Annotated in this window: 11 protein-coding genes; 9 read left to right on the forward strand and 2 right to left on the reverse strand. The window is 33.0% G+C overall.

All coding sequences use genetic code 11. The annotated features are described in order from the left end of the window. Positions 1-14: 14 nt before the first annotated feature. Together BMX64_RS07760 and BMX64_RS07765 are read left to right on the forward strand one after the other, a co-directional pair. Complete coding sequence (locus tag BMX64_RS07760) at positions 15-911, forward strand: LysR substrate-binding domain-containing protein (protein WP_091170167.1); 897 nt, start codon at positions 15-17, stop codon at positions 909-911. Between the two features lie 75 nt (positions 912-986). Then, positions 987-1,952, forward strand: coding sequence for a YeiH family protein (locus tag BMX64_RS07765; RefSeq protein ID WP_091169651.1), 966 nt, complete (start codon positions 987-989; stop codon positions 1,950-1,952). Here BMX64_RS07765 and BMX64_RS07770 read toward each other — a convergent pair. Continuing rightward, the gene (locus tag BMX64_RS07770; protein ID WP_091169655.1) at positions 1,936-2,685 is read right to left on the reverse strand and encodes a YoaK family protein; all 750 of its coding nucleotides are present in this window, start codon (positions 2,683-2,685) and stop codon (positions 1,936-1,938) included. The genes BMX64_RS07765 and BMX64_RS07770 overlap by 17 nt on opposite strands. Positions 2,686-2,783: 98 nt before the next feature. On the opposite strand from BMX64_RS07770, the gene BMX64_RS07775 reads away from it, so the two are divergent. Beyond that, on the forward strand, positions 2,784-3,782 hold the full coding sequence (locus tag BMX64_RS07775; RefSeq protein ID WP_091169659.1) for a zinc dependent phospholipase C family protein: 999 nt from the start codon (positions 2,784-2,786) through the stop codon (positions 3,780-3,782). A gap of 56 nt (positions 3,783-3,838) precedes the next feature. Here the strand turns inward: BMX64_RS07775 and BMX64_RS07780 are convergent, their stop codons facing one another. Continuing rightward, positions 3,839-5,938, reverse strand: a complete 2,100-nt coding sequence (locus BMX64_RS07780; protein WP_091169663.1) for an LTA synthase family protein — start codon at positions 5,936-5,938, stop codon at positions 3,839-3,841. Positions 5,939-6,100: 162 nt separating this feature from the next. Here BMX64_RS07780 and BMX64_RS07785 point away from each other — a divergent pair, with 162 nt between their 5' ends. The 6 genes from BMX64_RS07785 to BMX64_RS07810 are packed head-to-tail and all read left to right on the forward strand — an operon-like array spanning position 6,101 to position 11,327. After that, positions 6,101-6,535 carry a thioredoxin family protein gene (locus tag BMX64_RS07785; RefSeq protein WP_091169666.1) on the forward strand — a complete coding sequence of 145 codons (435 nt, stop codon included), beginning with the start codon at positions 6,101-6,103 and terminating at the stop codon, positions 6,533-6,535. Then, positions 6,535-7,518, forward strand: coding sequence for an FAD:protein FMN transferase (locus tag BMX64_RS07790; protein ID WP_091169669.1), 984 nt, complete (start codon positions 6,535-6,537; stop codon positions 7,516-7,518). The genes BMX64_RS07785 and BMX64_RS07790 overlap by 1 nt, the downstream gene beginning before the upstream one ends. Positions 7,519-7,533: 15 nt before the next feature. Then, positions 7,534-7,746: a DUF4266 domain-containing protein gene (locus BMX64_RS07795; RefSeq protein WP_206531523.1), complete on the forward strand. Its 213-nt coding sequence runs from the start codon at positions 7,534-7,536 to the stop codon at positions 7,744-7,746. A gap of 43 nt (positions 7,747-7,789) precedes the next feature. Then, positions 7,790-9,238, forward strand: a complete 1,449-nt coding sequence (locus BMX64_RS07800) for a DUF3570 domain-containing protein (protein ID WP_091169672.1) — start codon at positions 7,790-7,792, stop codon at positions 9,236-9,238. A 25-nt stretch (positions 9,239-9,263) separates the two neighbouring features. Further along, positions 9,264-9,926: a response regulator transcription factor gene (locus BMX64_RS07805; RefSeq protein ID WP_091169676.1), complete on the forward strand. Its 663-nt coding sequence runs from the start codon at positions 9,264-9,266 to the stop codon at positions 9,924-9,926. 6 nt (positions 9,927-9,932) lie between these two features. Beyond that, positions 9,933-11,327, forward strand: a complete 1,395-nt coding sequence (locus BMX64_RS07810) for a HAMP domain-containing sensor histidine kinase (protein WP_091169680.1) — start codon at positions 9,933-9,935, stop codon at positions 11,325-11,327. Positions 11,328-11,374: the final 47 nt, after the last annotated feature.

The following is an 11,374-nucleotide window of genomic DNA, read 5'->3' on the forward strand; positions in this document are numbered from 1 at the left end:
AACAATTAAACAACATGGATTTTAGACTGAAAGTATTTTATACCGTTGCAAATCGTTTAAGTTTTACCAAAGCCGCAACGGAATTATTCATTACGCAACCTGCGATTTCAAAACATATTCAGGAATTAGAAGAGCAGTATAAAATCAAATTGTTTGACAGGAATGGTTCTAAAATAGGATTGACACCTGCAGGTGAAGTGTTATTAAAACATACTAAAAACATTTTCGAACTATATCGAGAGATCGATTTTGATATGAGCACGCTTATTAATCAACGTTCTGGATTGTTGCGATTAGGCGCCAGTACAACTATTTCTCAGTATATAATTCCGCCACTTTTAGCTCGTTTCCATCAAAAATTACAAGATGTAAAAGTGAGTTTACTCAATGGAAATACCGAACAAATAGAAAATGCTTTACTAAACCAGGAAATTGAAATAGGAATTGTTGAAGGACAATCAAAAAATAAATCCATTAAATATTCTGAGTTTTTAAAAGATGAATTGGTTTTAGTTTGTAAGAGTTCCAATTCGTTAGTAAGTCTTGATGAAGTGACTCAGGAAGATCTTAAAAAGATGCATTTTTTAATGAGGGAACAAGGTTCAGGAACACTTGAAGTTATTGAACATGCGTTGAAACCATTTGACATTAAATTATCGGAACTTCAAATTGAAATGCAATTAGGAAGTACCGAAAGTATAAAATCCTATTTGATAAACTCTGATTGCGTGGCTTTTATATCCATTCATGCGATAAAAAAAGAACTTCAAAACAATGAATTGGCTATATTAGATATTAAAGACTTAGTTATTGAACGGTACTTTTATATTATTACTTTACAAGGAAAAACTGATTCACTATCGGATTTGTTTATCCAAAACATTTCGAATCACTATAATCTAAAGTTATAGCGGATTATAATTTACGATTGGTATTAATAGTTTTATCTCTCCACCTTTGTACTGTAATAATTCAACAACTTTACATTGGAAACGCATCAAAAAGAATCTTTTATTTTTTTTAAAGTAAATGCCAAGTTGCAGCAGCTCATTTTCGCTGCATTGCTATTGTTTTGTACCACAATTTTTGTTTCTCCGCCAATTGCTTTAGTATTAGGACTGATTGTCGCCAATCTTTTTGGGCATCCTTTTTTAGAATTGAATCATAAAGCTACTAATTATCTATTGCAGTTTTCAGTAGTTGGTTTAGGATTTGGAATGAATGTTCATAGTGCGGTTTCTGCAGGAAAAGAAGGTCTTTTGTTTACGATTATTTCTATTGTGAGTACTTTAATTTTAGGAACTTTTCTGGGGAAATGGTTTAAAACAGATAAGGAGACATCGCATTTAATTTCTTGTGGAACTGCAATTTGTGGAGGAAGTGCCATTGCTGCGATTGCTCCAGTAATTAAATCCAATGAAAAGCAAACCTCAGTTGCTTTGGGAGTGATATTTATTCTGAATTCGGTAGCGCTGTTTTTATTTCCGGCCGTGGGTCATTGGTTGGATTTAACACAAAAAGAGTTCGGATTATGGTGCGCCATTGCTATTCATGACACGAGTTCTGTGGTAGGAGCAGCGAGTAAATTTGGCCCCGAAGCCTTGCAAATAGCCACAACAGTAAAATTAGCCCGTGCGTTATGGATTATTCCTGTAGCATTGATTACGGCATTTATTTTCAAAAATAAATCAGGAAATATAAAAATCCCCTATTTTATCGGATTGTTTGTTTTAGCGATGATTGCCAATACCTATTTGCCAGAAATGGATATTATAGGACCACATTTTGTTTCAGTTGCCAAGATAGGTTTAACAATAACTATGTTTCTGATTGGTGCCGGACTAAATAGGAATGTCTTGAAATCAGTGGGATTAAAACCACTTGCGCAGGGAATCTTGCTCTGGACATTTATTGCAATTGCAACTTTAGTCTCGATTATTTATCTAAAATAGTTTTATGATGAAAGGTTTTTCGTTTAATCACATGAAATTGCAATCGGAGATAATCATACAAAAGGGCAAACAATAAAAATGTTGCCGCAACAAAAAGGGTTTTCATTTCCAATAAATTATAAAGAAAACCACCTGAAATACAACCGATAAAAAAGAAAATAATTATGGATAATCTTAGATAAATACTGGTTTTTAATTTTTTCTTTTCTTCTGGTTTTTTATAGAAAAATAATTGAGACAATTCGATTCCTAAATCGGTAAAAAGTCCTGTTAAATGGGTTGTTCGGACAGTAGATTGAGAAATTTTAGTCACCAAAGAATTTTGTATTCCCATCGCGAAAAGCATTGCAAAAGCAATCCATTTCCCTTCAATACTGGATAATTCAGAGGCGATTCCAAAAACTCCAACAGCAATTAGAATAATCATCTCCAACGAAATAGGAATGACATGAGATAAATTGGGATGTTTTTTCGAAATCAATTCTGCTAAAAAATTAGAGGTAAAAGCGCCCAACAAAAAGAAAATAGTGAATACAAAAAAGGTGATTGCGGCTGCATAATCTCGTTTCATGATTTCTTCGGCAAAATAGGCGAAATGTCCCGTAACATTTGTTGTCAACGTTTGTATCGATAAAACTCCGGTAACATTTACGATTCCGGCAACAAAAGATAATAAAGTGGCTAAACGAAGATTGTGAATAAAAGTTCTGTTTTTTCCTTGATGTCGAAACATATTTGTTGTTTTCTTTTTTTAATTAACAGAATCTTAAACCCAATTTTTTCTAATAACGATTTAAAGAAATACATTTGTACTTCAAAAAAATAAATTTAATGAAAAATTTTAAAATTAGACCTACACTAATCACTTTATCTGCTCTAGGAGTTGCACTTTTTCTTTTGTCATGGGGAGTTATTGGTCATGAACGAATCAACAGAGCGGCAGTAATGGCACTTCCAAAACCATTGCAGACTTTCTTTTACAATCATATTGATTTTATAACTCAGGAATCTACCGTTCCGGATTTAAGAAGAAATGTTTTGAATGATAAAATGGAACCACCACGTCATTATTTTGATATGGAAAACTTTGGAGATGAGGCTACATTTCCTAAGACTATGGACGAAGCGAAGCTAAAATACGACGAAAAATTCTTGACCAAAAACGGAATTTTACCTTGGCATATTCAAGATTTAATGGTGAAACTTACCAAAGCATTTAAGGAAAAAAGGAAAAATGAAATATTATTTATTGCAGGTGATTTAGGACATTATATTGCTGATGGTCACATGCCATTGCACACATCTGATAATCACGACGGGCAAAATACCAACCAAAAAGGAATTCACTCTTTATGGGAAAGCCGTTTGCCGGAATTGTTTGCAAAGGATTATAAGTTCAACGTACCTCAAGGCGTTTATCTTGAAAATGTAGAAAAAGCAACATGGGACATGATTTTTGACACGCATAGTTTAGTAGAACCTCTGTTAGCGATAGATAAAAAATTGAGAACTGCGACACCTGAAAATAAAATATTTGTGACTGATGCTAGTGGAGTAATTGTAAAAAATAAATACGGAGGAACCATGTATTCTGATGAGTATGCCAAACAATTGCATGCTGATATGAACGGAATGGTTCAACAACAAATGAGAAAAGCCATTACAGTTACGGCAAGTTTTTGGTACACTGCATGGGTTAATGCCGGTAAACCCGATTTAAGTGGTCTTGATGCTGCCGAACTTACAAAACGTAACAATAAAACTTTAAAAAAGGATTTGAAAACTTTTGAAAAAGGGAATCTTTTTGGTTTGTCAAACGAAAAAGAGTAACGATATATTTCCAATTAAAAAACGGGTGAAACTTCAATTTCACCCGTTTTTTTATGCTAATTAATTTTTTGATATTTCTTTTTCTTCAACATATCCGAGGCTGTTTGATAGTAGGAAATCGTTTCGTTTACTAAATCCGTTCTTTCTTTTTTCAACGGTATTTGATCATAAAATATTTGAAAATCAGAAGCTGCTTTTTGATTGGGTTTCAAAGTCAATTGAAACTGTTTTACGGTTTGCTTAGGAGAAATAATCGTTAAAATATTGTCTTTAATCAATCCTAAATCCTGATAAGTAGCAATTAAAGCTCTGGGTTTGTAATCTGGTTTTAAAACATCCTGTCCAAAGAATTTACTTTGGTAATCAAAATTCAATAATCCAAAAGCGGTTGGCATTACATCAATTTGCGACATCAAATTATTGTATTTTCTGGGTTCAATAAAACCAGGGCTGTAAATCATTGCCGGAATCCTGTATTTATCTGCCGGAAGTTCTGTTTTTCCTGCACTCGAAGCACAATGATCGGCTAGAATAACAAAAACAGTATTGGCAAACCAAGGCTGCTTTTTTGCCATTTCAAAGAATTTTTTCATTGCATAATCCGTGTATTTTACACCGCCATCACGAGATTTTGCATCACCTGGAATGTCAATTTTTCCATTTGGATAGGTAAATGGTCTGTGATTGCTTACGGTCATAATATGATTGAAAAACGGCTTATTTGCCGCTGCTTCTTTGTTCATCTCCTTGATGGCTTTGTTGTACATATCCTCATCGCAAACGCCCCAAATATTAGCAAAAGTGATTTCGTTGGGTTCAAATGTTTTTTTGTCTACAATTTCATAACCATTTCCTGAAAAGAAATCTCCCATATTATCAAAAAAGGAATCGCCACCATACATGAATTTTACAGCATAGCCTTTTTGCTTAAAGATGCTTCCGGTAGAAAATTTATTTTTATTATCTTCTCGTTTTACCACACTTTCGCCGGCTGTAGGAGGAAAACACAAAGTAACGGCTTCAAGACCGCGAACCGTCCTGTTTCCTACGGCATAAAGATTGGTAAAAACTAAACTTTTGTTTGCTAAACTGTCTAAAAACGGAGTGATATTCCCTTCATTTCCATACATTTTCATAAATTCTGCGCTGTAACTTTCGATAGTTATCAGAATGACATTTTTATGATTTTCGGCAGCTTCATTTTTTATTTCTCTTAAAGTCGTTTCTCCTGAAATGGAAGAAATTTGTTGTTTTAATTGAGCAAAAGCTTCATTATTGGGAACTGTTTTATAGAATTTAAAATAATCCAATTCACTTTTCATAAATGCCATGTAAAACTTATACAGTCCGTTTGCTTGCAATTCATTGGCAAATATATTTTGGGAATTTTCTTTGGCGGATAAAGCAGGAATTGCCAATAATGATAATCCGAAAAGAAGGAGGTAAACTCCTGAAATTTGGATTTTTTGCACAAAAGCAGGAATGTTTTCAATATAGTTTTTTGATTTTTTTACAATGAAATAGGTAACAAGTCCTGCAATAATAAACAGCGCTGAAAACAACGGAATAACAGGATAGGATTCCATGATATTTCCAACCACTTCATTGGTGTAAACCAAATAATTTACTGCGATGAAATTATATCTCACCCCGAATTCGTTCCAGAAAAAGTACTCGCTGATTGCGTTTTGCAGAATTAAAACCACGTAAAGGAAAATGACAAAAGAGAACAACCAAAACCTGATTTGGTTTCTATATTTTTGTAAGAAAAGTAACAATACAAATAATATCGTTTTTATGGACAGGAAAGCGATTACAATTTTGGGTAAAGCACTTCCATATTCGTTGAGTATTGTGTTTCCAAATGCAACGTAAAGCAATAAGGCAATCAACAATCCAAAAATTAGATATCCGTAGGGCTTATAATATTTTGCATTGGATATAAAAATAAGATACAGCCATAAAAATCCACTAACTAAAACAAAAATAAAAATATCAGAAATTAACCCTAAAATAAATAAGGACAGCGTATCAATCCAGATAAATGAAGTTTGGGTTATTGGATGAAAGAAAAGAATAAATCTTACAATAAAACTTACACTAATGTAAAACAGTAATAAGTAATAGAATGGAGAGACTTTTTTTAACAATTTCATAATGATAAATTTAAAATCAAAAGTATGCATATTTTTTGTTGTTATTTTTTAAGAATTGCTTAATATTTTATCAAAATTAATATTAGCTTAAAATCAGGAAACAAGAGGTTTGATTTGGTATAAAATGAATAATTTTACTTCAAAATGTAAAACATTATTGCAATGAAAAAAAATATTATGATTTTGTTTCTTTTCATAGGAACTTTAGGCTACTCTCAAAATTGGGAAGCAAATTTTGAACAAGCAAAAATGCAAGCCAATAAAGAAAACAAAAATATTCTTCTTGTTTTTTCAGGATCAGACTGGTGTGCGCCTTGCATCAAATTAGAAAATACCATTTGGAAATCAGAGGATTTTAAAAAAGAAGCAGAACAGAAATGGGTCATATACAAAGCTGATTTTCCTAAAAAGAAAGCAAATTTATTATCAGCAGAGCTAACGGCCAGCAATAAAAAATTAGCTGAGCAATACAACAAATCAGGAAATTTTCCTTTAGTGTTGCTTTTGAATCAATCAGGAAGTGTATTAGGAATCACTGGTTACAAAAATGTAACTCCGCAAGAATACTTACAAATCATTCATTCCTTTGAGAAATAATGAAAAAAATACTCTTAATAGTTTTTTTATTTACAACGGTATTAGCAACTTCTCAAATTACGCACAAGAGAAAGTTGTTTATGTTAGGAAGTCCTTTTGAGGTTACTGCTGTTGCAAAAGACATTATAAAAGCCAACGAATATATTGATTTGGCTGTAGCCGAAGTAAAACGAATTGAAAATTTAATTTCAGATTGGATTCCAACCACACAAATATCCGAAATCAATCGCAATGCTGGAATAAAACCCGTAAAAGTTGACACCGAAGTTTTTGAATTGGTCGATAGAGCGATAAAAATTTCCCAAATTACCAATGGTGCCTTTGATATTTCTTATGCTTCGATGGATAAAATATGGAAGTTTGATGGTTCGATGAAAGTGATGCCAACTGAAGAAGCTATAAAGAAATCAGTAGCAAAAATTGGATATAAAAACATTATTCTAAATCCAAAAGAACGTAGTATTTTTCTAAAATTAGAAGGAATGAAGTTAGGTTTGGGCGGTATTGGACAAGGATATATTGCTGATAAAGTGAAAAATTTATTGTACGCGAAAGGCTGTATTTCAGGAATTATAAATGTTTCTGGCGATATTAATGCTTGGGGAAAACAACCGGATGGGAAACCTTGGACTGTAGGAATTGTAAACCCTTTGAATAAGAATAAAATTTTCGCCACTTTCCCAATAGAAGACAGCGCGGTGGAAACTTCTGGCAGTTATGAAAAATATGTGATTTTTGATGGAATCCGTTATTCACATATTATTGATCCTAGAACGGGTTATCCGGCAAAAGGTGTGGTCAGTGTCTCTGTTTTTGCCAAACAAACAGAAATCGCTGATGCCATGGCAACAGGAATTTTTGTCCTTGGAGTAGAAGTAGGCTTGGATTTAGTAAATCAAATTAAAGGACTTGAATGCATTATTGTTGATGATAAAGGCAAAATTCATTCATCGAAAGGAATTGATATCAAAAAATATAATTAATTAAAAAATACAATTATGAAAGAAAAAATAGCCTTTGTGTTTTTTACACTTTTGATTTTACAATCGTGCAGTTCCGTAAAAGAATACGAAAAAGAGAAAATAAATGATCCTGATATGAAGCTTTCCGCACGAACGGCGGAACGGTATGAAACGTCTTTTCAAGTATATCGTGAAGCTGCTGCAGGCGCCAATGGCGGAAAGTCTGGTGGTGGTTGCGGTTGCAATTAATTTAAAGCATCAATTCAGATTGTAAATTTCAATCCATTAGAAAATGAAAATAAAAATTTTATCTCTTTTTTTCCTAATTACGGCAACTGCTTTTTCTCAAGAAAACAGCAAAGAACCGGTTTTCAAAAAAAGAGTGTTAGAAAGTACGGAAGTTGACTTTTTAGCCAGTTATTACAATCAAGACGGATCAAAATCAGCCGTTTCAGGTGGAATTGGTTCGGAGAAACTGACTGATGTTGCCTCCAATATTGTCGTGGCAATGCCCTTGAATGATGATGATGTTTTGACTATTGATTTAGGAATATCCGCCTATTCATCAGCATCTTCCAGTAATATAAATCCATTTAATTCCACGGGAGCTTCTGGTGGTGGCGAAGACGGTGACGATGATAGAATAGCAGGAAGTAAAGCGGCGGCTACCGGACCTTACGGAACGCCTTGGCAAGCTTCTTCGGGTGCTTCAAAAAGTGATCAGCTGGTTTCTGTTGTTGCCAATTATAGTCACAGCAGTGATTCCAGGAATTTTATTTGGAACACAGATGTTTCTTTTTCAAATGAATACGATTATACTTCTGTTGGTTTTGGCGGAGGAATCGCAAGTCTTTTTAATGAAAAAAATACGGAATTGAGCTTGAAAGTAAATGCGTATTTGGACCAATGGAGACCTATTTATCCTACTGAACTGCACGAATATTCAAAATATGGTTCTAATTTTTTAAATCAAGGCTACTTTAGCGGAGTTTCGGTTTTGGATCAAAACGGAGTTTCGACAACCAATTATTTGCCGTCTGCGTTTCAAACAGTAAATGCGGTTAATCGAAATTCGTTCTCAGCTTCTGTAGGTTTTTCTCAGGTTTTAACCAAGAAATTACAAGTTTCTGTTTTCTTTGATGTATTGCAGCAACAAGGATTATTGTCGTCTCCTTATCACCGTATTTATTTTGCTGATAAAGCGAATTTTTACATTGGACAACCGGAATATATCAGCAATTATGAAAGTACAAGTAATGCTGGAGTCTACAAATTAGCGGATGATATCGAAAGATTACCGGATTCTCGTTTTAAACTTCCTGTTGGAGCACGTTTGAATTATTACATCAATGAGCGATTTATATTGCGAACCTATTATCGTTTTTATTCTGATAACTGGGACATTCAATCGCATACCGCCAGTTTTGAACTTCCTGTGAAATTATCGGATAAATTTACTGTTTTTCCAATGTATCGTTATTATACACAAACTGCTTCTAAATATTATGCCCCTTACGAAACCCATTTGTCAACGGAAAAATTCTACACTTCAGATGCTGATTTAGCTACATTTGATGCAAATCAATACGGTTTTGGTGTAAATTACACCGATATTTTTACTGCGGGAAAAATTTGGAAATTTGGTCTGAAAAATATTGATTTTAGATTCAATCATTACAAACGAAGTGATAATCTGAATGCTAACATTGCTACCATTGCTTTCAAATTTGTAATGCAATAAAACCTAAATTTACAAAAAGATAAAAATGCACATATTAATTGTAGAAGACGAAGCCGGAATTGTTCAATTTCTGCAACAAGGATTAGAGGAGGAAGGCTATACAATTAGCAGTGCTTCGGATGGTTTGAAAGGATTTGAGTTGTCCCAAAAGGAAAATTTTGATCTGATTTTATTGGATTGGATGTTGCCAAAAATGACTGGATTAGAACTTTGTAAATCCATTCGATTAAAAAACACTACGACTCCAATCATTTTTCTGACAGCAAAAGATACCGTTCAAGAAACAATTGAAGGATTGAAAGCGGGTGCCAATGACTACATCAAGAAACCTTTTAGTTTTGATGAATTGGTAGAACGCATCAAAATTCATTTCAGAAACCAAATTGAAGATGAAATTCTGACCCTTGGTACAATCAAAATTGATATTCCACAACACCGTGTTTTAGTAAATGAAAATGAAGTGGCATTGACACAGCGTGAATTTGAACTATTGACGTATTTGGTGAAAAACAAAGGAAAAGTGTGTACCAGAACTCAGATTATTGAGGATGTTTGGGACATACATTTTGAATATGATACCGGCGTTATTGATGTTTTTATGAATGCAATCCGCAAAAAATTGAATTTAAAAATTGAACAAGACTACATAAAAACCGTTCGTGGTGTAGGGTATATTGCTAACGATTAAATAAAAATGCAACAACTTTCCTTTAAAAATAGAATTGCTTCTAACTATATTGTTACCACAGCTTTATTGATTTTTGTGGTTTTCTTTATCATTTATTCTATTGTTAAATTCAGTGTTTACAGTCATGTTAACAACGATATTACGAGTGAAGTTGATAAACATCTCAATGAAATTGTAATTGTTGGTGATAGTTTTTATTTGATTCACGAGGAAGAATGGAAGGAACGGGAACACAATACGCTAGACGTAAATCCGGTATTTATTCAGTTTGTAGATCAAAATAGAAATGTGATTGAAAAATCGCCCAATCTTAAAAAATCTACTTTAATTTTTGATAAAGAAAATGCAGAAAATAAACTTTTTGACACCAAATTAGCGGATAACGCTATCCGACAAATTCAAGTTCCTATTTATCAAAAAACAAAAATTATTGGCTACATCATAATTGCCATGTCGCTTGAAGATGCAACAATGGTACTTAATAATTTATCCGAAGTATTGATAATTGCCTATCCTGTAATTCTGATATTGTTGTTTTTTATTGCTCGATTTTTCGCCGGAAGGAGTATAAAACCTATTAGTTCCATTATCACAACTTCAAATATTATTACCAAAGACAATCTTACTTCCCGAATTCCGTTACCGCAAAACCGTGACGAATTGTTTGTTTTATCTCAAACTATAAACAATTTATTAGACCGAATAGAAACTGCTGTTGAACGAGAAAAGCAGTTCACTTCCGATGCTTCGCATGAATTAAGAACACCACTAACTGTAATCAAAGGAACTTTGGAAGTTTTAATTCGGAAACCTAGAGATCACGCAGAATATCAAGAAAAAATTAATTTTTGTGTTACAGAAGTGAATCGACTGAATCATTTAGTGGATCAATTGCTTTTATTGGCTCGATTTGAAAACCAAAAGCAAACCTTAAAAACGGAAAAAGTGTATCTGAACGCTTTATTTTTAGATACTATTGCTAGATATTCTACTGTAATTCAATCCAAAAAGATCACTGTTTCTACTGAATTTGCTCAGGATTATTACTTAGAAACTGATAATTATTTATTTTCGATAGTGATTAATAATTTGATATCGAATGCATTAAAATATTCAAATCAAAACGGGAATCTGGAAGTTACCATAAAAACTATGGATTCTAAAATTCAATGTCAGATCACTGATTCTGGAATTGGAATCCCTGCTGAGGACTTAGAAAAAATATTCAATCAGTTTTACCGCTCAAAATCCACTAATCATCCAGAAATAAAAGGAACAGGTTTAGGATTGTCTATCGTAAAAAGATTGTGTTCTTTACTCAATATTGAAATTACAATTAGCAGTAAAGAAAATAATGGAACCACTGTAATTTTAAGTTTATTTGAAGCAGACCTTAAGTAGTTCTTAAGGAAATCCTTATCTTTAAACTTTACTTTTGAAGTATAAAT

Origin of the sequence: Flavobacterium sinopsychrotolerans (assembly GCF_900110375.1) — a bacterium.
In the GTDB taxonomy this organism is placed as follows: Bacteria; Bacteroidota; Bacteroidia; order Flavobacteriales; family Flavobacteriaceae; genus Flavobacterium; species Flavobacterium sinopsychrotolerans.

Bases quoted from the DNA above. Each gene is read 5' to 3' on its own strand.
- BMX64_RS07760 (WP_091170167.1), top strand. From the start codon at position 15: ATGGATTTTAGACTGAAAGTATTTTATACCGTTGCAAATCGTTTAAGT.
- BMX64_RS07770 (WP_091169655.1), bottom strand. From the start codon at position 2,685: ATGTTTCGACATCAAGGAAAAAACAGAACTTTTATTCACAATCTTCGT.
- BMX64_RS07775 (WP_091169659.1), top strand. From the start codon at position 2,784: ATGAAAAATTTTAAAATTAGACCTACACTAATCACTTTATCTGCTCTA.
- BMX64_RS07780 (WP_091169663.1), bottom strand. From the start codon at position 5,938: ATGAAATTGTTAAAAAAAGTCTCTCCATTCTATTACTTATTACTGTTT.
- BMX64_RS07785 (WP_091169666.1), top strand. From the start codon at position 6,101: ATGAAAAAAAATATTATGATTTTGTTTCTTTTCATAGGAACTTTAGGC.
- BMX64_RS07790 (WP_091169669.1), top strand. From the start codon at position 6,535: ATGAAAAAAATACTCTTAATAGTTTTTTTATTTACAACGGTATTAGCA.
- BMX64_RS07795 (WP_206531523.1), top strand. From the start codon at position 7,534: ATGAAAGAAAAAATAGCCTTTGTGTTTTTTACACTTTTGATTTTACAA.
- BMX64_RS07800 (WP_091169672.1), top strand. From the start codon at position 7,790: ATGAAAATAAAAATTTTATCTCTTTTTTTCCTAATTACGGCAACTGCT.
- BMX64_RS07805 (WP_091169676.1), top strand. From the start codon at position 9,264: ATGCACATATTAATTGTAGAAGACGAAGCCGGAATTGTTCAATTTCTG.
- BMX64_RS07810 (WP_091169680.1), top strand. From the start codon at position 9,933: ATGCAACAACTTTCCTTTAAAAATAGAATTGCTTCTAACTATATTGTT.